The organism is Pseudoalteromonas sp. OF5H-5 (assembly GCF_021530695.1).
Lineage (GTDB): Bacteria > Pseudomonadota > Gammaproteobacteria > Enterobacterales > Alteromonadaceae > Pseudoalteromonas.
This window is the reverse complement of sequence record NZ_JAKGBF010000029.1, coordinates 1-23746: the sequence shown is the minus strand read 5'-3', so window position 1 is coordinate 23746 and position 23746 is coordinate 1. Positions and strand designations below refer to the sequence as shown.

Here is a 23746-nt window from a genome sequence, read left to right as displayed (position 1 = left end):
AAGTTCCTTAATCCGTGTAAACAATCGTGAGTTCGGCTTTTGCAACCAACTCATCTTCAACGTGTGCTTGTGCTTTAAAGCGCGCCATCGCACCAAATTCAGTTTCTAGTTTTGCCGTTACTTTAATGATTTCGCCGGGGCGAACAGGGCGACTAAATTTGGCTTTTTCTATGGAAGACAGCATGCCTCCTTTGTGCGTGTTGTTGCAGCACAAGCCGCTGATCTGCGCCATGGTCTCAATGATTAACACACCCGGGAAAATAGGCTCATCCGGAAAATGTCCTTGGAGGCCTGGTTCGTTATGCGAGACAAACTTTAGTCCAACAATCATCTCTCCCGGTGAATGTTCGATTATCTTGTCTGCAAACTTAAATGGTGCCTTGTGCGGCAAGTTATCGGTGATCATGATTTTTCATCTCCCCAGTCAAAGCAGAAGTAAACGATGAGGAAGAACACCACGCTGGTGACGCCTAAAATAATCAGTTGACGACTTACCGCAGCCAGTTCAACGCCTTGGTTTGCGACTAAGCGCAGTGCATCCAAAAACGCAGTGGTTGGCAGTAACGAAACTATTTCTCGCAGTAGAGTGGGGAAGTTAGCGGTGTCGAAATAGATGCCCGATAAAAACATCAACGGAAAGTAAAGTAAGTTAGCTATCCCTGATGAGACTTCAACCCGTTGGCTACGGGCGCCGACTAACACGCCGAGCATACAGATACAAAATGAACCGAGTGCCATTACTGCAATGATATCCAGCACGTTTCCTTGCAGCGTGTAACCAAATAAAAAGTGAAATGCGACGAACAGAATCAGCATTTGGAACACCAGCAAGAATAAGCGTGCGAGCACGATCCCAATGATGTAATCACGGCGTTTGAAAGGAGAAAGGCGTAGACGTTTAAAAAAGCCGTTTTGTCTGTCCGAAACTAAACTGTTGGCAATCGACACCAGTGCTAAACCAAGGACTTGTAACACGATGATCCCCGGGATCAACCAGTCAGTGTAACGATAACCTTTGACGCTAATGACATTGCTTCGCATCTCTTCGCCGTTAGCTTGCGCTTTAAGACGCAATAGATAGTTACGTGCCATTAACGATTCATCGGAGTTATGAGTAGAAAACATAGCGTTGGGGGCAAGGTAAACTTCAGGGCTCACCTCATTTTGCAGCTTACGTAGCACTGAGCCTGGTGAGCTGATCACTTCCGCCAGCTGAGCAGAAGCAAAGCTGTCTTCCAGCACAATTGAATCGGTTTGTGAGAGGCGGGTAACGGTAACGAGTGGATCTTCTTCCATCGCTTTAAGCCATTTCTGTTCAATTTGCTCGCCATGCATCACCACCACATTCATAGGAGACATTTTTGGTCCACCGGAGAAGGCTTGGATCAACAATAGGGCGATAAAAATAGGTAAACCGAATGTCCATAGCAATACCGCTTTATCACGGAAAAAAGGTCGAATATTGACCATCATTAATTGCCAAAATGGATATAACTTAGTTTGACTTAACTCAGGCATAACTTTCCCTCTCCATCGTGGAACCTGTGAGTTTCAAAAATACGTCGTTGAGTGTGGCTTTTCTGGGTTCTTTAATCACCGGAGTCTCAAAGGTGCGATTAATAATGTCGCTTGGCGCGCCTGACTCTATGATTTGACCTGAATTAATGATGGCTAAGTTGTCGCATAAGAACTCTGCCTCATCCATGTAGTGCGTCGTTAACATCACACAGGTACCAGCTTCTTTGAGATCTTTAATGATGTGCCAAAACTCCTGGCGACTCGTGGGGTCAAGTCCCGTAGTTGGCTCATCTAAAAACACCAACTTGGGCTGGCCAACCACTGCCATCGCCAAAAATACGCGTTGCTTTTGTCCACCGCTGAGTTCGCTTAGCCAAGCGTCCTTTTTCTCGCTTAAATTGAAGCGCTCAAGCAGCGTATCAATTGGCGTGTAGCTTGGGTAAAAGCTGGCAAATAGCTCGACGCACTCTTTTACTTTGAGTTTTTCGTAGAGGTTATTGTGTTGCATCACGCCACCCATAAGGCTGCGAAGTTTGGTTTCGTGTTGCTTCCAATTAAGACCGAATAACGTCACTTCACCTGACGTTGCACTACGCAAGCCCTGAAGTATTTCCAACGTCGTGGTTTTTCCGGCGCCATTGGGCCCAAGGAGTCCAAAACATTCGCCTTCGCTAACGCTAAAAGAGACGTCATCGACGGCAACTTTTCGTGTTCTTTTGTAGACCTTCCTTAAGTTCTTCACTTCGATCACGGTCGTCATCTTATTTCCTTACTGTTCGTAAAATACATCCCGTCATACTTCCCGCGAGATTAACGCTTAGGAGTAGGGTTTGATCTAACTCGGTATCACCAGCTGGGGTGTTGAGTGCATGCATTAGCGCACGCACTGCTAATTCTGTACTGTGTAGAGGCGTGGTTTGTGGCTGATATTTTATAAGTTGGGCCTGTGGTAAATGGCTGTCCAAGCTTGCTGCAATGGTGGCAAACGCTTCATCGTGATAAGTACTTAACACGACATTGCCCACTTGGCTCAGCTTCCTAGCATGGCTTGCTAATAATCTGTCTAGTGCTTGATGTTCCTGCGCATCATTGATTTGAATAAAATCAATGATTTCTGCGAGAGGTTGGTAGCCTGCCGGTAACACTTCGCTGGTTGCCAAGAGCGCCGCGCTGGAAAAATGACCGATATCTGCTTGGAATTGATGTGCAGCCCAGACTTGCTGCGAGAGTGCAGTATCGTCTTGCGAGCTACATACCATCGCATATCGACTTCGACCTTCACGCATATCAAGTGCTGCGCTCCAAAGCGCATGTAAAAAGTCATTGCCTAAATCACTCACACAAGTGGCCGAGTTTTTAAAGCCGAAGCCGAGTGCCAGTTGGCCTAATGTGGCATTGACGACGGTATTGGGGAAATGCGTACTTTTTAGCTCTGCAATGCCATCTTGAAATGATGCGAGGTTTTTATCTAAGGTTTCCAGCGAACCAATGGGATTAGCATAGTAGGCTGCGAATTCTGGCAGTGGTAATTGCGCTAGATCGAGATCGCTGTCTTGTAAGGTAAATTGGCAGGCACCCAAGGCAAATTGTGCAACACACGGTGTACGGCGCTGGAAAAGTGCAGGGAACTGCTGTTTTAAGTTAAATTCAGCAAAGTGGTCGGTGCTATTTTGTCGAGCATTGTATACTTCAGTATCAGACAGGCTGGTGGCGGCAAGTAGATACACCGGTTTTGGCGCCGTGTTAATCGACGTTTTCTGATGTTTACTGAGTAGCATGCTGGTGTTGTGGCCACCAAACGCTGAGTTAGTCACCGCAAAAACATCAACAACCTGAGGTTTCGCCTGATTGGTCACTAATTGATATGCTTGGCAACAAGACCTTATTGAGTCGACACCCAGTGTTGCTGGTAGAAGCCCTTCATCCTGACTGACCAAAGTTGAAATAAGTTCTACGGCACCAGCGGCACCAAGGGTATGACCAAAGTAAGATTTACTACTTGAAACCGAGACGTCGCGCATGGCCTGTTCACCAATGGCTGATTGGATCCCTTTTAGCTCTGCGCCATCATTTGCTGGCGTACCAGTCCCGTGGCTGTTGATATATTCAATATCACTTGCTGCAACGGGCGCATAGGACAATGTCTGCGTAAAAGCGCGGCGTACACCATCGCCCTCGGGGTTAGGCGCTGTAGCGTGGTGAGCATCTAAGCTCGACCCTGTCGCGAGCAATTGATATCGCAGCGTTGCGTTACGCTTATTAGCATGTGTTTGCGATTCAAAGACTAAAAAACCTGCGCCTTCACCTAAACTTAATCCCATTTTTTCGCTGTACGGAGCACAAGGCTCAGGACTCAAGGACTGTACCGACTGAAAGCCGCCGTAAACTAGCTCGCTGAGGGCATCTGCACCGCCAGCAATGACAACATCTGCTTGGTCATTTTCGATAAGTTGCTTAGCAAAAGCAATGGCACTGCTACTTGCGGTACAGGCCGAGGTGAAAGTCATTACAGGGCCCTGAATATCGAAGTGGCGGCTGACATCGGTTGCAATTTGATGTGGTGGATAAAACTTAAACCCTAGTTGATGCTGACCTTTAAGGCTCTCCATCAATGAAAACATACCGCAGTTTGCATTACCGAGAATAAATGCCACACGGGTACTGTCCATCTCAGTTAAGGCTAAATTTGCATGCTCAAGTGCTTCTGTAACGGCATGGATAGCGTATTGGCTCGCCAGATCCATATCAAAATGTTCTGCGCTGTGGTGCTCGTAGTTGATAGCGAGCGCCCCAACATTGTGTGTTAGTCCCTGTGTGTCGAAACGATTAATGCGGTCAATACCAGTGCGGTTTTCCTTGATGCTAGTTAGCAGCGCTTGGCGATTTTCGCCCGCTGCACAGAGCACACCATAACCAGTAATGAAAGTTTGTTGTTTATTATTCATGTACGCATTCCTGTAGTGCCGAGAGGGTGATTTTGCCGAGCTCGTTTTCTGGAAATTGCGCCAAAAAATGAACCTGCGGCGTGGGTAAATCTTTAAACCAACTTCTGATGTCCTGAAGTGTAGGGATGCAAGATAGTCCTTCGACAAAGGCGACCAGCTCGCCCCCTTTATTATTGTTATTGTCCTCGATAAAAAACACGCGATGGCGAAGTCCCGCAAAGCGTTCTTGGAGGATTTTTTCTATACTTTGTAGCGAGTAGCGTTTACCTGCATACTTAAATATTTGGTCTGCGCGCCCACCGTGTGTGAATTGGTTTTCATTGCTGAAAATCAGCTTATCTTTGAGCTCAAACTCATCACAATTAGCCACTAAAAACGGTGATCTCAACATGGTTTTGTGCTCGCCATTTTGATAAATGTCGACCGCAGTGAACTTAGTAAAGTGCGTTTCGTTGTTGCCTAATGGACGATAGCCGATACCGCCGGTTTCAGTGCTGCCTAGTACCTCAAAAGCTTGTATTGAAAGCGATAGGGAAGAAATAAGGTCGGCAAGCTTTTGCTCTTTCTCACCTTTGAATGGTGCACCTGAGCTTATTAAGTAACAGTGGTTTTGATTTAACTGATCGGCCACAAAGTCAAACATAGTTGGCGTTAAGATCACACCTACCTGTTTGTCTTTTACAGGTTGTAAATCCGGTGTTGAACCGAGTTCATAACACACCGGTTTGCCAAGCTGCAGAGGGAGCATAAATGCCCAAATAAAGCCGAACATGTGGCGGATATCAACGCAAGCACAGAAATAATCTACTGCGTCAAACGAGAAAGTGTCAGCAAAGGTGACGGCTTCTGCATGGAGTGAGGCGATGGATTTATGCCAAGTTTGTGGCTTGCCTGTGCTGCCTGACGTTTCAAAGCCAATTGTCTTATCGCTACGCTGTTGTAAAAATGCCGTCATGGAATGAAACGGAACTTCTACCTCTTGATTGGCAAGCGTGAGTTCTCGCCAGCTAAACGCATTGACGTTCGCGGCCGCATTCGCACTTAATACCGGAGTGATATTGTGTGCTAATAACACCATAGTGCTCACAATGATATCGCAGGGCGTGCTGTCTTTGATAAGGCGAACCTGACCGTTGATCTCACACTCTAGACTACGCTGTATCAGTGCTAGTAAATCGGTCTCTTTGAGAGAGGTGACTTGATCTGCCCAAGTCTCCAAGGGTGTTGCTTGTTTTTGTTGCGTTAAGTTTAACGCTATTTGGCGTGTTAGTGTCGCCAAAGTTACAGTGCTCAATTCGCCCAAGTCTTTTAATTGGAACGCTTTTTTACATGCAGCAGATAACTGCATAAGGTCGACCGAGTCGAGAAACAGTGGCGCCTCAATTAAATTGGCGTCGTCACTTAGTACGTCTAGTTGTTCTTTATCTACTTCTAACTCAGCTTCAATCAGTTGCATGAGTGTTGAACGAATGGCACTGTATGTTTGCATGGTGTCCTTCCAAGCGAAAATGGTTACGGTCAGATCAACAAGCTTCAGCTGTTGTTTGTGCTTCAACTTGTTCGTGAACAAAGCTAGCTAAGGTACTGACGTTTTTCATTTTTTCTTGAATGGTTTGTTCTGGGTAATCTTTGAACTTAAGGTTGTATTTTTTCTCGATAGATACCACAAGATCGAGCACCTCGATGCTGTCTAGATCTAGACCGTCACCGATAAGTTGAGCATCATCTTCGATTTCATCAATGCTATCTACCACTTCTAAATTGTCGACAATGATGTCTTGTTTAATAAATTGTGTTATTGATTCTAAGCTACTCATTTTTATATCCTTTTTAGTTTCTCTGGTGTGTAGTTTACGTCTCATTAGCGGTTTTTGAGCAACAACAAGCCCTAGCTGGCTGCAGTGAAGCTGCCAGCTATAGCGTTATCGTCATCTCAAAAATGACTTAGAGAGGGTTACTGCTCATTAAATAGGGCGTTAACCATATTGTTGATTTCGACATCCATCGGCCTATCTTCAATGACTGGTTGGAAGTTGCTGCTAATTTCGTCGAAAAACTCGCGAGAAAGTGCGTTGAGTTTCTCTGCTTTTGCATCTTTCCCATCAACATAAAATGCCTGGCGGATCGCCATTGCCTGAATAGCAATAACTGGCTTGATAAGATCTGTAATACGACGAAGGTCACGTGCGGCGATGGTGCCCATACTGACGATGTCTTGGTTTAATGCTTCTGTTGTGCGTGAAAATACTGACATAGGGCCTGCATTTTTCAGTGCTTCTGCAACAAGAGAAGAAGAGGTAATTTGCATTGCTTTGAAACCGTGGTGTACCCAAGCTTTGTCGCCAAGATCTTCACGCGCAACCAAGTTGTTAGAAATTCCACCGTTAAGACGGTCGTCAACCAAAATGCCTAATTCACGCTCTAGTAAGGCGCCCATGTTTGCAACGAGTGGCTTGAGGGTATCGCACACCGCTGCAACGTGACCACCGTAGAAGTGACCCGCGTTGAGGATAAGGTCGTTCTCATCATCAAATAGTGGGTTATCGTTCACAGAGTTGATTTCAGTCGTTAGGATCTGTGATGCCCACATCTCAGCATCAATTAATGGACCTAACACCTGCGGAGAGCAGCGAATTGAATAGCTATCTTGTAACCTGAACGTTTCTTGCTTGCCAAACTCAATGTTGTCATCGGTGCGGTTTCTGCGACCTAAACGCTGATCGACGTTAGTTAAGCGTTCTAGAATTTTCTCTGCGCAGATCTGCTGTCCGCGGTGTGGTTTAAGTTCGTGTACGCGTTTATGGAATGGCGATGCACGACCTTCGATAAGTTCGACATAAAGCGCGATCAGTTTACAGCTTAAATCAATGCCGCGGCGGATGTCTTTTAGCGCATTCGTGGCGATGGCAGACATAACCGAAGTACCATTCATGATAGCTAAACCTTCTTTCGGCTTTAGCTTGTATGGCGCAATGTTTAGCTCTTCTAACACTTCAGCGGTTTCACGTAGTTGTCCTTGATAGTACACCTTACGCTTACCACCAAGTGCGGCACCGACATAAGAAAGTGGTGTTAAGTCGCCACTCGCACCCACTGAACCCATAGAAGGGAGAGCTGGGATGATGCGGTTGTTTAGAAAGGTTTCCATTTGCGCCAGCAATTCCCAACTAACGCCCGAAAAGCCTTTGGCATTACAGTTCATGCGGATCAATAAAGTCGCGGCACAATCAGACTCTGAAAGGTAATCACCAACGCCACAGCCATGATAAGCAATGAGGTTTTGTTGTAATTCTTCAGAGAGAGAAGTCGAAATACGGTTACTTGCTGAGTTACCAAAACCAGTCGTCACGCCGTATATATCTTCTTGATTTGCTAATTTATTGTCCAGGTATTGACGGTTTTGCTCGATTCTAGCTTTTAGTGCCAATTCGTCCAATTTTACTTTGGATAAGGGCTGAGCTGCGTAATCTTGCACTGACTCCAGAGAAAGTGATTGATCTTGCGAGATGAAAACAATACTACCGAGCTTTTTCTCGACCTGAATTGCTTCCTTTTCTGTGTTGTACTGGTTCATGACTTTCCTACTCTGACTAAAATAATGAATCCGATTGTGATTTTCACAATGCTTATATTTTTGTATGGCGGGAAATTGTTTAGAAAACCCAATCATACTTGTTAGAGGCGAGTACTACTTAACCAACGTCCCGTGTGTGCCAATCCGCTAACTTGGTCGGCTTTGTCGCGATACTATTGTCGCTATCTTTGTTACAAGATTGTTTTATTTGTAAATAAAAAATATTAAATGTGATTTTTTGATTGTTGTGTTTTAAGAACGGCGGCTAGGTTAAGCCCGAGTTTTCAGGGTGTCAACACGAAAAATTTGACATTTTAATGTTAATTAAATCTAACGTTAACATAATTGAAATGTTATAAAATGATTGCAATATGGAGTTGTTAATAGCTGTTTTTTATCTCTATGAGATATAAAGAATTAATTGATTTTTAAAGCTAAAACTCTATTTTTATTGCGCGTGGAAAGTTTAATAAAACTGACTTATGACAAATGTCACTATTTTGTATGGTCGGATCTGAAAATGAATAGAATTGACTTATTTCGGCAGAAAGTTGAATTTTTTGTGAATAAAAAATGCGTTATAAATATAAATCTAGACGGCTAACCGTTGAGGTTGCCGGAATATCGGCAGCCTCAAAAACACTAATTAGTTAGTATTCTAAAACGGTGCTCATTAATCCAGTTTCACCGACGACGAGTAAGTAAGAGCGGTCTAGTGATGCATTGCAAAGACTTATAACCTCATCACCCATCATAATATCTTGATTACAGTCATCCACTTGATACCAGCTACTGACTTCTCCTTTATCAAATTCAACGTCTGAACCGTTAATATTTAATGTCATTGTTTTGGAAGCTAATACTCGTACGGTAAATTTATTATCGTGATCATCTTTAGACTTTCTAACCACCTTTATATCTAAGGTATCGTTGCTATCCTGCATTACAACAAAGTGATAATCTCGGTCATTACTTACCTTAATTTTTTCTTGTTCTATCATGCCAAGCTTGTTGACTGACTCAGCATAAAAACTGATTTCACGGTTGGTGTTATGTTCGTGTGTGATGCGTACGGGTTCTGAACCGGAAGCTAGTACTTTGACGCGATATTTATCGTCAGCGACATTTCGTTCATCACCGTCTAGCTCAGTGTTAGCAAGGTGAAATGCAATTTCATAATCGGTGGCATTAACCAAGTTATATTGGTTTTTATAGATGTCAGAACCGAAGTTGGCGGTCTCGATATCTTCAGACGAACATGCTACCGCTAATAGGGATAGGGTGGCTGCAGTTAGGATACGAAAGTTCATAGTTGATCTCCTTTATCAATATTTTGAACATAGGTCGTTATTCAAGCGATTTCGGAGCAAGAGTATAGGAAGGAAAAATGAAAGGTTACTTAATGATGTTTATAAGGTGTTAAAAAATGTAGAGTGTAAGGCTTTGTTACAAAATAAGGTACGTAATATATGTCATTTTACTTTCTAACTAGGTGATAAATATTGGCTTTTGTAATAAGTTAAGTTTTATGACAACTACATTTTTAAACATAAATATAAATCCCTATTTGGATTTATAGTGTAGAGCAAGATGATAACGATAAAATCTCTAAGTAAAAGCTTCTCCAAAGAGGTACTGTTTGACAATTACTCACAAGAGTTTGAGCATAATAGAATTTGTTTAGCGGCGCCGAATGGCGTAGGGAAAACCACCTTACTGTGCATGATTGCTGGGCTTGATGATGCGTTCAATGGCGACATTCTATTACAAGACAAGAAAATCGATAAACGCCAAACACTTGTTGCACTTGCGTCAGACAACATTCCATTTCCTGCTTTTTTGCGTGCAAAAGAGTTATTAACTCTCACATCAACCGCATGGCAATGTGATTTTCCTTCGCAGCTTGTAAACGACTTTCAGTTTGAAACCTTTTTAATGACGCGTTACGCGGATCTCTCCTCTGGTAACAAAAAGAAGCTTCAGCTTATTAATGCCTTGATGCGTAATACCCCTTATTTATTGCTCGATGAGCCTACTGCAGCTTTGGACGCGGCAGGCTGCGAATATATCGTTGAGCTCGCGCAAAACTACGCTGGCATGGTGCTGATGACAAGTCATGAGCCTGAACCTTTTTTACAAGTTGGATTTCACTCTGTTCCCTTAGCACCAAAACAGGGTAGTTAATATGCTTTATTACTATCGTTACAGAAAAGCATCACTTTCCTTATCGCTGCAAGCTATAGGCCAGCAACTTCAGCAATTTGGCTTGATGATAGCTGCATTGTTTCAAGTTTATCTGCTAGGTTTTATCGCAATACTATTTATGGGTATAGGTAAAATTGTAGAAAGTGATAATCCCGTTGCACAGGTACAAATTGCGTGGGGATTACTTGCGGCGCAAAGCTTTATTCTATTTGTGTTTCGAGATGCGGTTTTGGACAAAGCGCACCGAAGTTACCACCACACGATCCTGCATCGTACCATCCATCAAAAAGTGGCGGATGGATTGTCCGTACTGGTTGTTCACCCCTTATTATTGATGACGCTAATTCTTTGCTACTCGATTGGAATTGAGAAAATCACACAAGCATGGCATTTACTGTTTTTTGCGGTGACGCAATTCTTCGTTGCTCTTTGTTTTATTTATCGTCCTTTGGGGACCAGTATTGGATTATTGATAACAGCTATTATCAGTTTTGCTGTTGTCGAAATTACTTGGTATTTGATTGCTGTAAACCTAATAGTGTTTGGCTGTGCTGCTTTGCTACCGCGTAAAGTGACGTTATCGGTAATGGTTAAAGGGTTGACGACATTTTGGCTGAGCTTTGCTTACAACCACTATTTTGTGTTGCTTTGGCGCATTGTGATGAGTGTGTTGGTGCTATGGTTTGGCGCGATCTTAAGCGCAGAGCGCCCCGATCTGATGGCAAATTACGTTCCAGGTCTGGTGACGTTAAATCTATTATGGTGGTCGAGCCTTGCCATTGATCTCAAACCTGAAGTCTACGACCGCACTGCATATTGGTTGAGTATAGATAAGCTGCAATCGGCAAAGCAGAGCATCTGGATTATTGTGCTGACGGCTGCCGTCTGTTTTTCAGTGCCTGTCTATATGTTATTAGGACTGAGTGCAGTGAGCCTGTTACCCTATGCCTTTCTCCCACTTTTAGTGTTAAGTGCATTAAAAAGTCCACAGCTTTTAGCTATGACTTGGCTCAGCACCTTAGTGCTGAGCTATACCGCGTATGTGCTTTTGTAATGATAATCGTTAGTTAGCAGCTTCAGATAGGCGAGTCAGTTTCTTGATATCGCCTTCTACACTTTCCATTTTTGCTATGAGTAGATCCCCAAGCGCGTCGATATCGTAGTGCCAAATCAAGTGGCCGACTTTTTTAAGCGTAGGGTTTTGCTCTGGCATCAAGGTGAGTTGCCAAATGTAGTCCCTTTTTGACCAAGCGGATTGCCAATAGATGTCGTTGCCGCGAATTCTTAAGTTACTAAATTGATTGGTTTGTTTTTGACTTAACGCATATTTATTTAACGCTTCTGAGTCGCTTTCGAAGAGCGTCTCGTACTCAAGCAGTAGGTTTTGTTGTAGCACAAACCAGGTTTGTCTTTCGGGGTGATAAAAGACAAAGTCAGCTGTACTATCATGACTGCTGATAAGCGCCCCAGACAAGCTGTATTGGTTTAATGTTTCGCCGTCATAAGCCCATAGTGTTTGCTCATCTATCCAGCCCATGCTTTTGACGGGCAGACTCAGCTGTGAATTGAACTGGGTGAGTGGGCGTTTTCGGTCGTATATCACTAAATCGTTATCACGGTTTGAGGCCAAATAGCTCAGCTCTGGACTCCATACTAAAAAACCAACGTATTCATGCCCCTGATGAAAGGAAAGCTGATTGATTTTATCATCGTGATATAGATACACCTCGCATACGCCGCTGCGCCTCGACATAAACGCCGTTTCCCCCAAGCTGTTGGTCAGTGGTAGATAGTCGATGCTTGAGCTTGAAAATAAGGGGAGATCATCTCGGTCTTTGATATTAACTTGAAAACTCTCCAATGCCGCGAATATATCGCCGCGATTATCGCTTGAGAAGCTTGTGTATAAGCCAATTTCCGTTTCTTTGATGGCTTGACTGTCACCGTCTCTAAAGTGTCGCGATAGGCTGCCATATTGGCTCGCAATCACAGCTTGATGATAAACATCAAACGCAACTGAAGTGACTGGAGCTGACCACTTTAGATGTACCGTGCCATCGAGCGTTTGTAGTCGTGCTAACCCTTGTTTATCTTGAACTAAATAATAGGTTTTATCTTGCCATGCTCGAAGGGCCATTTTTAACCGCTCGTTGGCTGCCAAAGCAAGTGGCAGCTTAACCATTTGATGGGACTCAAGCCGGTAAAGGTGTGCTGCTTTGGCATTATATTGGCCGAACGTTAGGATGAGCTCTTTGTCATTTTTCCAAACGGGTTTAGTACCAACTTGGCACGGAAGAATTTGAGAACTGTGGAAAAATTGCCCTGCGGCAGTCATAACATGAAGTTGACAGCCACTACCTTGATATTGCCAGAATGCCAGCTTATCTGAGTCGGGACTCCAACTTGGAAAGCTGATCCGCGAATCAAAGCGGTGTTCATTTAATTGATAGCCTTGTTTGTTGGCAATAATAAGGTGGGTAAAATCTTTTACATAGGCGATGAGATCTTTGCTTTGGTGGGCATCAACGTCAAATTCAAGGCCAAGCTCATGACTGAGGCTCGAGGTTTCGTAGCGTGATGGTGTTTTTTCTATTGGTGCTTGATTAAAAAAGGCGATTGCGCCAAAGCATAACACTGCCATTGCGACGGCACTGAGTGAAAAAATACGGGACTTGGCGATTACGTTGACTGGTTTTGCCGTATGACGAGGCGCTATTTCATGTCTTTCTAGTGGTGCGATAAAGCGATAGCCCCGCTTTGGGATGGTTTTGATGTAAATCGGGTTTTTAGGGTCGTCCCCGAGCACTTTTCGCAGTTTAGTCAGAAGCTGATAAAGACTATTAGGTTCGACAACCGCATGTTGCCACAGCTGTTCGGTAAGCCAATATTTCTCTAGCACTTCGTTATGATGCTCAATAAAAAGCGCGAGTAACCTTGCCATTTGTGGCTCAAGTTTTACGGTTTCTTGGCTTTGCCTATGTGTTAGGCAATCTTGCTGGAGATCAAACTGCCAATGTCCAAAACAAACCATCTCTACTTCCTGTGCCTGCACGCTGAGTACCAATTTCAATAATTAAAACCAATTGTTCCCATAACGTTAGCGTTTCTTAAGATTAAGTCAATGTTTATAAAGGTTAAGTCAGCTTTCTTCAGAAAAAGTTAAGAACTTTTTACGGCAAAGTTTGTTGCAATAGCAGGCATAACTCTGAGGAAAGTATGTATGAATAAAAGCAATAAATTTTGGCTCGGTTTAAGTTATCCCATGATGGCAGGAGCTGCACTTGCGGAACCTATCGTGGTTGATGGTAAGTTGAATGAAGCGCAGTGGGGTTCAGCTACACAGTTTGAACAATTTGTTCAGGTTGTGCCTGTAACTTTGGCATCTGCCAATGACAAAATTACCGCAAAAGCTTTTGCAACCGCCGACGGTGTTTATATTGGTATTAAAAACTTCCAGAATGAAGCCGAGCGCAAGCGACAATTCAATATCCATGACCGCTTTATGCAAGCTGACTTCAATCGGGTAGTTGTGGACTTTTCAGGCGACGGTAGTAGTGCATATCAATTTTCGGTGACATTAGGTGGCGGCTCGCAAGATGGTGTTGTAACCCCAAGCTTAAACGTGGATTACGATTGGGATGGGGACTGGCACTATGCCAATCACATTGACGATACGTATTGGACCACGGAATTATTGATCCCTTGGCATACCGTGTCGTTTCAGCCAGGAGATGAGCAGGGGCTTACAAAGATTGGGGTTTCGGTACAGTTGTATGAACTTAAAAGTAATTTTATCTATGCAAACCATGAGGATACAACAGCAAATAGTGATTTCTTCCTGACCATGCCAAAGATCGCAGCACAGATCCCCGCGCATTCTCAATTGGCATTTGTGCCTTACTTTGCGCATCAGGCTCAATTTGCACCGCTAAGCACTTCACCTTCCGAGCGCCAGCACCAGTCCGATGTTGGCTTTGATTTGTTTTACAAGCCTTCTCATCATCAGAAGGTGAGTCTTGCCGTGAATCCTGACTTTGGTCAGGTGGATATCGATGATGTTGACGTGAATTATTCAGCCGTGGAAACGTTGCGCACCGATAAACGTCCATTTTTCACCCAAGATATCAGCCTTTTTGACGTTGCTGCACTTGAAAGCACTAAGCTTATTCATACTCGTCGGATAGGGGCATCAAGTGATGATGGTACACGCGCAATCACCCCCATAGATGCGGCACTACGATTTGTGCATAAAGGAAAGTCGGTACAATTTGGTACTTTTGCTGTGTCTGAGTCGGACTTTTCGGACGATATTGGTAAGCAGTTTTTTGCAACAAGAGCTAATTATCGCACGCAAGATTGGCAGGCCGGTGTGCTTGCGACCAAAACAGAACGACCATTTCTTGAACGCGATGCCATGAGTTATGCCGTTGATGGCCAGTATCGTAGTGATACTTGGTCTTTCAAAGGCGCGCTATTACAAACTGAGGTAGAAACACAAAAGCAACGTGTTACAGGTCAAGGTATATCGCTAGACGCGGAGTATCAACTTTCTTTACAGACGAAGTTCGCTGCGCGCTACTTTGCTGTGGATGACGAATTTGATAACCGTGATCTCGGCTATATGAAACGCAATGACTGGCAGGTGAGCGAGCTTTATGGTGAATACTCGATGCACCCAAAAGACAGCTGGTTTACCAGGTTTAAGCAGTCACTCACACTGAGGCATGAGCAAAACAATGCTGGAACAGGTTTAGCGGCCAGACAAGCATATTTAGCGCAGTTTTTGTTGGCAAATGGTGGTCAGCTTAACCTCGGGCTAGATTATTACACTAGCGGTAAACAAGACAACTTAGGGCGAGGCACTGAGGTGTTTGAGATGCCAAGCCGTATAGAGTCTCGGGTCTTTTATCAAAGCCCTTATGTGGGGGATTTTTCTTGGGCTGCGAGTATAGAGCTTGACCAAGAAGGAATATCAGGCTCAGCACAGCAATACGCCGTGGATTTGACGTGGATGCCACACTACAACTGGAACCTTAAGTTGAGTAATTTCTTTAGAAGCGGTGATGGCTGGCTGATGGCGAACGGGCAAAACCGCTTGAGTGAATACGACAGAGATGAGTTTTCCAATAAGTTGGAATTTAACGGTCGGATCACCGACAACCTTGAACTCAGTGGTTCGCTACAGTGGACGATACTTGAAGCACAAAGTAAGACGATTTATCAAATTACCAACGGAGAGCTTCACGAAATTCATGGTGACACCAGTTTTGACGACAGGCGCTTAGCAAGCCAGATAAAACTGCGTTATCGCATGGGTGCATATTCAGATATTTTTTTAGTGTATCAACGCGGAGGTGCAAACTTTTCGACACTTGAAAAGTCGCAAGTCGGACGCAGAGACTGGTTTGGTAGTGTCGCTGATTTATGGCAGCAACCAGTGCAAGACTTAGTGACGTTTAAAGTGCGATATTTATTTTAAAACACTAGAGCTGTGTTCCCCCGGCTCTAATACCAATTTTCTTAATTAAGTGGTCTATTTTGAGGCGAGAAAATCTTGTCGATAACCAGGCAAAAATTTTGTTATTTAGTTGTTCTAAATAAGAAATTTTTAACGCTGTTAGCGTCAGATTTATTCCTTCAAATTGAGCAAGTATTAAGCCAAATTGGTATAATCTGCCAAGAAAAAAGGTCAGAAAATTCTGACCTTTATATCCACGCTAATTGCTATGGTAGTATGGATCACACTACCTAAACAAAAATAGTTATGCTGCGTCTGCTTTACTTGATTCCTTCGTTCTTGCTTTACCGGCAAGTAACTCTTCAGGGTCAAAGTCATCAACGTTGATAACGGCAAGACGTTTTGCTTCAACGGCAGTCAATTTAGCTGCTTCGTCTTCGCTCAGTACACCTGCTTCAAGCCCCATTGCTGCTACTTTATCAAGTTGCATAAACGGTAACTTTTTACCAGTACCACGGCATACCTTTTCAAATAACGGCTCTACGGCAAGAATGTCTTTTAGCGTTTGCTCTTGCTTACCAAGCAAGCACAGAGGCTCATCTTTTAAGTAGATGTGTGTTGCAAGGCGGTCACGCGTTTCGCTAGGTACTTGAAGTAGCTGAGCAAGTTTGTGCTCCATTTTGTCGGTTGGTTTACGAACCGGACGACCAAATGGGAACAGTACCACTTTCAACAAACCACGTAATGCAGCAGAAGGCATGTTGTTGATTAAGTCAGCAAGGGCACGTTGACAAAGGTACAGGTGCTCCTGACAAGACCATTGCACAAAAGGTAAGTCTTCTTTACGACGACCTTCATCGTTATAGCGCTTAAGCGTTGCAGAAACCAGATAAAGGTAGCTTAATAAGTCGCCCAAACGTGCAGAAATACGCTCTTTACGCTTAAGTGAACCACCAAATACAGCCATACAAATATCAGACATTAATGCCAATGATGCACTGTAACGAGCAGCATTACGATAATAAACAGCGGTTTCATCGTTAAATGGTACTTTGGTGAAACGTGCACCGGTTAGCGCTAACCACTTAGTTCTTACCAAGTTCGACATAGTGAAACCGATGTGACCCATCAAGGATTTATCGAAGCTATCAAGCGCTTCTTGTTTATCTTTGATAGAACAAGCTTCAAGTTCAGCCAGTACAAAAGGATGGCAGCGAATAGCGCCTTGACCGTAGATGATCATGTTACGGGTTAGGATGTTTGCACCTTCTACCGTAATTGCAATTGGTGCACCTTGGTAACCACGGCCAACGTAGTTGTTTGGACCTAGACAAATCCCTTTACCACCATGAATATCCATGGCATGGATGGTTGAAGCACGCATTTGTTCGGTTAAGTGGTACTTCAAAATGGCAGAAACAACCGAAGGTTTTTCACCTAAATCTACCGCGCCAGTTGACATAGTCACCGCAGCATCAGAGCTATACGCATAGCCACCCAGTTTCGCTAGTGCCTCTTCAATCCCTTCCATCTTACCGATAGGCAGTTTGAACTGGCGACGAATGCGGCTGTATGCGCCACTTGCAACTGCAAGGGATTTAATACCACCGGCAGAGTTTGAAGGTAGCGTAATAACACGACCAACCGACAAACACTCAACCAGCATGCGCCAGCCTTGTCCTGCCATTTTTGCGCCACCGATAATGAAATCGAGTGGTACAAACACGTTTTCGCCTTGGGTAGGGCCATTTTGGAATGGCACATTCAGTGGGAAATGACGTCGGCCAATTTTTACGCCTGGCGTGTTTGTAGGAATAAGCGCACAAGTAATACCTAACTCTTCTTTATCACCTAATAGACCGTCCGGGTCGCGCATCTTAAACGCCAGACCAAGTACAGTCGCAACAGGTGCTAAAGTAATATAGCGTTTGTTCCACGTTAGGCTAATACCTAATACTTCTTCACCTTCCCATTCGCCTTTACATACCACACCAAAGTCAGGGATAGATGAAGCATCAGAGCCCGCTTCTGGTGACGTTAATGCAAAACAAGGGATTTCATCACCCACTGCTAGACGAGGTAAGTAGTGTTCCTTTTGCTCGTCAGTACCGTAGTGCTGAAGTAGTTCGCCTGGGCCTAACGAGTTAGGTACGCCCACGATAGACGAAAGTAAAGTTGATTTACTGGTAAGCTTTTGTAGTACACAAGATTGCGCGTAAGCTGAAAACTCAAGACCACCGTATTGCTTTTTGATGATCATCGCAAAGAACTTGTTGTCTTTTAAGTATTGCCACACGTCTTGCGGTAAGTCAGTCAGTTCGTGCGTTGCTTCCCAATCGTTAAGCATGGCACACACTTCTTCCACCGGACCATCCAAAAACGCTTGCTCTTCAACGCTCAAGCGTGGCTTAGGAAACTGATGAAGTTTATCCCAGTTTGGGTTACCACAAAATAGATCGGCTTCCCACCAAGTTGTACCTGCATCAATCGCTGACTTTTCGGTTTCTGACATTGTCGGCGTAACTTTTTTGAACGCTTTAAATGCTGGAGCCACGATGTATTGCTGACGCAGGTTCGTTACTGAAAGCGGAATAACAATCGCTAAGAAAATTAACCAAGAGATAATGCCAAATGCACCAGCAAAGGTGCCAACTAGCATTGTAACTGCTGCAATACCTAGAGCGGTATTCCAGCTTGCGCGATGATAGCTTGCTGCGCTGAGCAAGGCTAACAACGCGAGAACAAATATAAGTGTCATGTTGTTCTTCCTTATAAGAGGTCTGACCACCCAGTTAGACTAGCTGGTTAACGCTGATATTTCAAGCGTCTTCATACCCTCTATGCGAATTAGTTGATGCCTTGTTGTGACATATTATTTACGTTTTGTACTGAATCTGAGTGTTAAATGAGTCATGCTTCTCATGTCAGTAATTTAAAAGTTATTGATTACACCCCAGCTATAACTTGAGAGAATTTTCAACGCTATTAATTACTGATCGATATTTAAGTGTAATGAACGTAGTGCAATATGACGAAAATGCACATGAAATTTCTTTCAGAGAAGTTCGTTATCTGTGCATTATAATTGCCAAAACTTCATGTCGGATTTGCATTGAAATACACGTTAATGTTTCTACAATTGGGTTAAGCATAGCCACGACACGAAATGGTGCTTTTAAGAATTGCTAAGGAGTAGCAAATGCAGTCCATTTTCTTGGTAGCTATGTGAGTTAGGATTTATCGCTACGACCTAGTGTAGCGGTTGATATTGCTGTCCATGTTAAGGAGAAACAAGATGCAGCAGAGTATTTTTTATCTAGTCACTATTTTGGCCTTTGCCGCCATGTTGTCGGCCTTTCACCTCTTTCCTGAAGCGGTAATTTTTAATGTTTTTAGCAGTTTGTTTGCCGCATTACTTGGCTACCGAGCTTATACCCGTTGGGCTTTATTATTGTGTTGTATTAACGTGTTGGCCATGACGTTTTGTCCTTTGCTTGATTCAGGTGGCTGGTTAAGTCTCAAGGGAGCGGTCGTTTTTGTATGCTGTGTGATGTTTTTTGCAATAGCGTTTGGTTGCAATAAAGCGGTGACACAAAATAAAAGGTTTTATTATTAGTCGCCTAGCTTGCCATGTTAAACTCGACTCAGGCGATGTGTTATCGCCTGAGTACTCGAGACAATAGGTGACAGGAAACCCGCATGCGAATATTAGCCGATCAAAATATGCCCTTAGTTGAGTCATTCTTCTGCGAAATTGGTGAGGTAACACGGTTTGATGGCCGTAACCTTCAACCTGACGAGCTAAAAAACGTCGATATTCTGTTGACTCGCTCAGTCACTAAGGTCAATGAGGCCCTGTTAGCACAAGCAGATAATCTGAAGTTTGTTGGGACTGCGACAATAGGGATTGATCATATTGATACCTCATTGTTGGCCAGCGCCAATATCTCGTTCAGCAGCGCACCAGGCTGTAATGCGATAGCTGTTGCCGAGTACGTGATAAGCGCTCTACTTGCATACGCACAAGAAACTTCCACGCCACTTCAAGATAAAACGATTGCCATCATTGGTGTTGGTAATATTGGCGCGTGTTTGGCATCAAAGCTTAAAGGGCTTGGTCTTACGATATTATTGTGTGACCCCGTAAGACAGCAAGCGGGGACATTGGATTCACATGTAGCCTTAGATGAAGCCTTAGCGCGCGCGGATATCGTGACATTTCACGTTCCATTAGTTAAGCAAGGCCCGCATAAAACGGTTCATCTACTTGATGCACCGCGGATAGCGGCATTAAAGCCGGGTACGGTGATAATCAATGCAAGCCGTGGAGATGTTATCGATAATCAAGCGCTTTTGCACGCGGTAGAGAAGGGGCAAGCGCTCGAGCTGATCTTAGACGTTTGGGAAAATGAGCCGAATATTTTGCAGTCATTATTGCAATATACTCGCTTTGCATCTGTGCATATTGCCGGCCATACGCTAGAGGGTAAGGCGCGAGGCACGCAAATGTTATACGAAGCCGTATGCCGAGAATTCGATTTACCAGCCAGCAAAACGATTAGTGATTTTCTTCCTAAGCCAAGTGTCACTGGCTGCCAATTGCAAAGCACAGCCAACGAGCAGGATATTATCAATTTAGCGCATCTTGTTTATGACATTCGTCGTGATGATGGCATCATGAGAAAACAGCTAAACACATTGGGCTTTGATACCTTGCGTAAAGCATATCCCGTGCGTCGAGAATTTAGTACAATTGCAGTCAATAATGACTCACCAATCAGTGAAAAGCTTTACCAACTTGGCTTTTCTGAGCACAAGAGTTAAGTGCTGTGGTTGGTATATTACAGAATGAGGAAAAATAATGTCGCAAAAATATAATGTTGCGGTACTTGGCGCAACAGGTCTTGTTGGCAAGCAAATTATCGAATTACTAGCAGAACGAAAGTTTCCTGTAGACACATTATACCCACTCGCGAGTAGCCGAAGCGCGGGTGAAGAGATTGACTTTATGGGTGAAAAAATCGAAGTTCTGGATGTTGAAGAGTTTGATTTTTCTAATGCCCATATCGGTTTGTTTTCAGCGGGTGGTTCCGTGTCGGAGAAATATGCACCAATCGCCGCTGACGCTGGCTGCATTGTGATAGATAACACCTCACATTTTAGATACGACTTTGATATTCCATTAGTAGTTCCTGAGGTGAATAAAGACAGTCTTGCCGATTTTAGAAATCGTAATATCATTGCTAACCCAAACTGCTCTACAATCCAAATGCTAGTGGCACTTAAACCAATTTATGATGCCTATGGCATTGACAGAATTAATGTCTCAACTTATCAAGCGGTATCTGGTGCAGGTAAAGAAGCGGTAGATGAGTTGGCTAAGCAAACTGCAAACTTAATGAATGCAAGACCGATGGAAAACGAAGTGTTTAGCAAACAAATCGCTTTTAATGTCATTCCTCAAATTGATGCGTTCCAAGAAAATGGTTACACCAAAGAAGAAATGAAGATGGTGTGGGAAACGCAAAAAATCTTGGGCGACTCAAGTGTTTTGGTTAACCCGACTGCGGTTCGCGTTCCTGTGTTTTTTGGTCATGCTGAAGCCATTCATCTTGAAACGCGCATGCCTTATGATCTTGAACATGTTAAGCAGTTACTTGCTGATGCGCCGGGTGTTGAACTAATTGAAGACGAAAACGACTACCCAACACCGGTAAGTGATGCAAGTGGTAACGATACCGTTTATGTGGGTCGTGTAAGGCAAGATATTTCACATCCATTGGGCTTAAACTTATGGGTGGTATCAGACAACACCAGAAAAGGTGCAGCAACAAATAGCATTCAAATAGCAGAAGCCCTTATAGAAAGCTATCTATAGGTACCCTTTGATATCGCAAAGTAAGCAAAATTTTGCTTACTATTCTGCGTTATAACGGCAAACTTCTGCCAAGAAGTTTGCCGTTAGGTCAAATACTTGACTATTCTTCACCTATATCAACTATTCCAGAATCAGTAAAAAGCATTATAACCATGTTAACTTTCAATACGTTGCAATGGATATTCCAACATATCTGGTTTATAGTTTGCATTTGGAATAGAGCTTGCTTCAAAGCCATAATAATAAAATGTCGTTTAACGGGTGTTAAACATTTGAGTAAAGGATCGGCATGCGCGGTTTAGCCTTATTTAGTATCTTTGTATTCGCACTGATTGCCACACCAGTATATACCCAAGAGGGGGTAGTGCTAAAAGGCCCTAAAGGGGTTGATTATGGGGCTCAAGGTCGGTCAATAGGGCCTATCAGACCCACGGATACATTGTGGCGTATAGCACAAAAAGTGCGACCAGATGACTCGGTCACCATTTATCAGGTGATGAAGGCGCTTTACGATAAAAATCCTAATTCATTTCTAGATAAAAACCTCAACCATATGCAGGATGGGGCGTATTTACGTATTCCTACCATCAATGAAATTCGCAGTGTAAACCCTGAGTTGGCAAAGCAAAAGTCGGATCAAGATGACAAACTTTGGGAAATGAAGCGTAAGGGATTATTGAACCCAAATGCAATCAACGAAGCTGAAAAAAAGGTTACGCAAGCTCGTAAAGTCGATGTTGAAGAAGCAAAAAAAGACCTGACTAATCAACTGCGCTCTTTAAAGATGGAACAGGACATGAGGCTGATGGACTTACAAAAAGAGTTCAAGTCCTCGGTGCGTAATGTTGAAGAAATCCTATCCGAAAACAATAAGTTAAAGCAACAGCTCGGCGCTATTTCTACCGAGCTTCAAACGGTTCGTACTCAGCTTGGAAAAGACAGCGAAATCCAACAACAGCTAAAGGCTGTTATCGACTTGCAAAATGAAATGATTGATCAGCAAGCCGCTCAAGCAAAAGCGCAAGAAAGTAGCGAGTTAAGCGCATTTTTTAGCTCGCCAGCTGGCATTGCATTACTTGCTACATTGCCAGCACTACTGGCAATTGCTGGATTCGTTATGTTCCTACGCCGGAGAAAGCAATCTCAGACGTCAACAGATGATGACGATTTTCTTCCGCAAACACCATCCGTGGCTGCAGGCGCTGCGGCGGGAGCTGCAACCGCTGCGACTGCATTTGACCCTGAGCCAGACCCACTTGATATCGGAATGGGCGACGATGAAGATGCACTGGGCGCAAGCGTTCAGTTAGATGACGATATCTTACCTGAAGACGATGAAATTACCTTTGACTCACTTGATGACGACTTCGATGAAGGAAGTGATACGTTAGATCAAGACGAACTGGATAGCTTACTAAACGAAGATATTTCGTTTGGTGATGATCACGACGAAGACTTTATGCAACAGAGCTTCGAGGAGGCTGATGATGAAGTTTCGCTCGATGTTGATGATAGCAAGGATATTTTAAGTGACAGCGATCTAGATGATTTGTTCAACGAGTCTCAAGACGAAGAAATTGATGTTAGCGATGATGCGCTTGCTGCCCTGAGCGAGGAACTTGCTGATGAGCAAGCGGATGCTGTTGCAAACGACGATGATATCGATTCAATTCTTGACGGGGCGCTAGATGAAGAGCCCGAATTTAGCGGCAACTTTGATAGTGAGAGCTTAGTCGATGCTGATGATATCGATGCACTACTTGATGCTTCTCAAGATGCTGACGATGATGCACTGCCTGATTTTGAGGAACCAAGTAGTGAGCTTGCGGGTGATGATATTGATGCTCTATTAAATGAAGTTCAAGACGATGCGTTAGCTGAAATTAACGAAGAGCCAGATACGCTTGATGGTGATGATATCGATGCTTTATTGGATGAAGCACAGGAAGATACGTTGCCAGAATTAGAAGAAGAGTCAGATGCTCTCGCTGGTGATGATATTGATGCTTTATTGGATGAAGCGCAAGAAGATACGTTGCCGGAATTAGAAGAAGAGTCAGATGCTCTCGCTGGTGATGATATTGATGCTTTATTGGATGAAGCGCAAGAAGATACGTTGCCGGAATTAGAAGAAGAGTCAGATGCTCTCGCTGGTGATGATATTGATG

At 43.7% G+C, this 23746-nt stretch carries 17 protein-coding genes; 7 read left to right on the top strand and 10 right to left on the bottom strand.

What is annotated here, in order from left to right:
• Nucleotides 1–7 precede the first annotated feature (7 nt).
• The 8 genes from fabZ to L1271_RS23745 all read right to left on the bottom strand — a co-directional run bounded on the left by fabZ (nt 8) and on the right by L1271_RS23745 (nt 9347).
• Nucleotides 8–406: a 3-hydroxyacyl-ACP dehydratase FabZ gene (fabZ, locus tag L1271_RS23780; RefSeq protein WP_010369411.1), complete on the bottom strand. Its 399-nt coding sequence runs from the start codon at nt 404–406 to the stop codon at nt 8–10.
• Nucleotides 403–1518: an ABC transporter permease gene (locus L1271_RS23775; RefSeq protein ID WP_010369409.1), complete on the bottom strand. Its 1116-nt coding sequence runs from the start codon at nt 1516–1518 to the stop codon at nt 403–405. Before L1271_RS23775 ends, fabZ begins: the two co-directional genes overlap by 4 nt.
• On the bottom strand, nt 1511–2278 hold the full coding sequence (locus L1271_RS23770) for an ABC transporter ATP-binding protein (protein WP_010369407.1): 768 nt from the start codon (nt 2276–2278) through the stop codon (nt 1511–1513). The genes L1271_RS23775 and L1271_RS23770 overlap by 8 nt, the downstream gene beginning before the upstream one ends.
• Before the next feature lies 1 nt (nt 2279).
• Nucleotides 2280–4463, bottom strand: a complete 2184-nt coding sequence (locus tag L1271_RS23765; RefSeq protein ID WP_235368937.1) for a beta-ketoacyl-[acyl-carrier-protein] synthase family protein — start codon at nt 4461–4463, stop codon at nt 2280–2282.
• Nucleotides 4456–5952: an AMP-binding protein gene (locus tag L1271_RS23760; RefSeq protein WP_235368936.1), complete on the bottom strand. Its 1497-nt coding sequence runs from the start codon at nt 5950–5952 to the stop codon at nt 4456–4458. Before L1271_RS23760 ends, L1271_RS23765 begins: the two co-directional genes overlap by 8 nt.
• 34 nt (nt 5953–5986) lie before the next feature.
• Nucleotides 5987–6280, bottom strand: coding sequence for a phosphopantetheine-binding protein (locus tag L1271_RS23755; protein ID WP_010369398.1), 294 nt, complete (start codon nt 6278–6280; stop codon nt 5987–5989).
• Nucleotides 6281–6417: 137 nt separating this feature from the next.
• Entirely contained in the window at nt 6418–8037 is a 1620-nt protein-coding gene (locus tag L1271_RS23750) for an HAL/PAL/TAL family ammonia-lyase (protein ID WP_235368935.1), read from the bottom strand.
• Nucleotides 8038–8687: 650 nt separating this feature from the next.
• Nucleotides 8688–9347 carry a hypothetical protein gene (locus L1271_RS23745; protein ID WP_102056431.1) on the bottom strand — a complete coding sequence of 220 codons (660 nt, stop codon included), beginning with the start codon at nt 9345–9347 and terminating at the stop codon, nt 8688–8690.
• 280 nt (nt 9348–9627) lie between these two features.
• On the opposite strand from L1271_RS23745, the gene L1271_RS23740 reads away from it, so the two are divergent.
• Together L1271_RS23740 and L1271_RS23735 are read left to right on the top strand one after the other, a co-directional pair.
• A complete protein-coding gene (locus L1271_RS23740; RefSeq protein ID WP_010606261.1) occupies nt 9628–10221 on the top strand; it encodes an ABC transporter ATP-binding protein in 594 nt (197 codons plus the stop codon).
• Between the two features lies 1 nt (nt 10222).
• On the top strand, nt 10223–11296 hold the full coding sequence (locus L1271_RS23735; RefSeq protein WP_102056432.1) for a DUF6136 family protein: 1074 nt from the start codon (nt 10223–10225) through the stop codon (nt 11294–11296).
• A gap of 9 nt (nt 11297–11305) precedes the next feature.
• Here L1271_RS23735 and L1271_RS23730 read toward each other — a convergent pair whose 3' ends face one another.
• Nucleotides 11306–13273 carry a winged helix-turn-helix domain-containing protein gene (locus L1271_RS23730; RefSeq protein WP_235368934.1) on the bottom strand — a complete coding sequence of 656 codons (1968 nt, stop codon included), beginning with the start codon at nt 13271–13273 and terminating at the stop codon, nt 11306–11308.
• Nucleotides 13274–13462: 189 nt separating this feature from the next.
• Between L1271_RS23730 and L1271_RS23725 the strand changes: the two genes are divergently transcribed.
• Nucleotides 13463–15721, top strand: coding sequence for a DUF5916 domain-containing protein (locus L1271_RS23725; RefSeq protein ID WP_235368933.1), 2259 nt, complete (start codon nt 13463–13465; stop codon nt 15719–15721).
• Between the two features lie 283 nt (nt 15722–16004).
• Here L1271_RS23725 and fadE read toward each other — a convergent pair whose 3' ends face one another.
• The gene (gene fadE, locus L1271_RS23720) at nt 16005–18458 is read right to left on the bottom strand and encodes an acyl-CoA dehydrogenase FadE (protein ID WP_039496080.1); all 2454 of its coding nucleotides are present in this window, start codon (nt 18456–18458) and stop codon (nt 16005–16007) included.
• A 537-nt stretch (nt 18459–18995) separates the two neighbouring features.
• Here fadE and L1271_RS23715 point away from each other — a divergent pair.
• The 4 genes from L1271_RS23715 to L1271_RS23700 form a co-directional block, all read left to right on the top strand.
• A complete protein-coding gene (locus L1271_RS23715) occupies nt 18996–19316 on the top strand; it encodes a DUF6419 family natural product biosynthesis protein (protein WP_010606266.1) in 321 nt (106 codons plus the stop codon).
• An 83-nt stretch (nt 19317–19399) separates the two neighbouring features.
• Entirely contained in the window at nt 19400–20524 is a 1125-nt protein-coding gene (locus L1271_RS23710; RefSeq protein WP_102056436.1) for a 4-phosphoerythronate dehydrogenase, read from the top strand.
• Nucleotides 20525–20561: 37 nt separating this feature from the next.
• Nucleotides 20562–21578 (top strand): aspartate-semialdehyde dehydrogenase, encoded by a 1017-nt coding sequence (locus L1271_RS23705; protein ID WP_010606268.1) that lies wholly within the window; start codon nt 20562–20564, stop codon nt 21576–21578.
• Nucleotides 21579–21867: 289 nt separating this feature from the next.
• On the top strand, nt 21868–23746 hold a 1879-nt coding region (locus L1271_RS23700; protein ID WP_328266253.1), incomplete at its 3' end, for a FimV/HubP family polar landmark protein.